Below are 810 nucleotides of genomic sequence, written 5' to 3' on the forward strand. Positions count from 1 at the left end.
GTACACGACAAGCAGCTTCAACCTCTTGCTAAGGATGATCTGACCTTGGTGAAAATGAAGCACAAAATTGTTATGTGGCTGTATAAGCAGTTACCCGAGGGACATCCGCTTAAATAATTTACTTTGAGCCATTGCTTTAGGCAATGGCTCAGACTATCTTATGCACTATTCACCTTCACGCCTGCCGTAGACAAACGTAAAAGCGAATCTACACTCAGCACGATGATCGTGTTGAACTCTTTTCAGTTGTAGATTCAACCATTAATTTCCAATGATTCAATCCAAGACACTGTAATGAGTTCGCCCAATAGCGTACACTTGTACTCAAACTTTAATTACTTGCACTGAGAGTCTAATGATTCGTTTTATTCGTTATTCCTTATTATCTATTCACTTTGTCATCAGTTGCGCTCTCGGCCTTCTTTACGGAATTATTCGCCCCTTTCACCCGACTAACAGCCGCTGGTGCGCACAGACATTTGCGTTTTTCGGCCTGCCTATTATTGGTATTAAGCCAAAATTGGTTAACGCCCATAATTATCCAAGCGATCGTCCTTTTATCGTGGTAGCCAATCACCAAAGCAACTGGGACTTATTTGTAACTGGATATTCCGTGCCGCCACGCACAGTCAGCTTGGGTAAAAAAAGCCTTAAATGGATTCCATTTTTTGGCCAGCTTTACTGGCTAGCTGGCAACGTGTTAGTTGACCGATGTAACCCTAAAAAAGCGATGGAAGCAATGGAGATTACCAAAACAGCCCTCACTGAAAAGAAAACCAATATTTGGTTTTTTGCAGAAGGCACACGTAA

General features: G+C 42.1%; 2 protein-coding genes. Both read left to right on the plus strand.

Going from position 1 to position 810, the window contains the following annotated elements:
- The coding region (locus A3763_RS30035; RefSeq protein WP_156494901.1) for a DUF5062 family protein at positions 1 to 117 on the plus strand (117 nt) is incomplete at its 5' end.
- A gap of 238 nt (positions 118 to 355) precedes the next feature.
- A partial coding sequence (locus A3763_RS04350) for a 1-acyl-sn-glycerol-3-phosphate acyltransferase (protein WP_197482759.1) occupies positions 356 to 810 on the plus strand: 455 nt, incomplete at its 3' end.

It is taken from the genome of Oleiphilus sp. HI0128 (assembly GCF_001635365.1).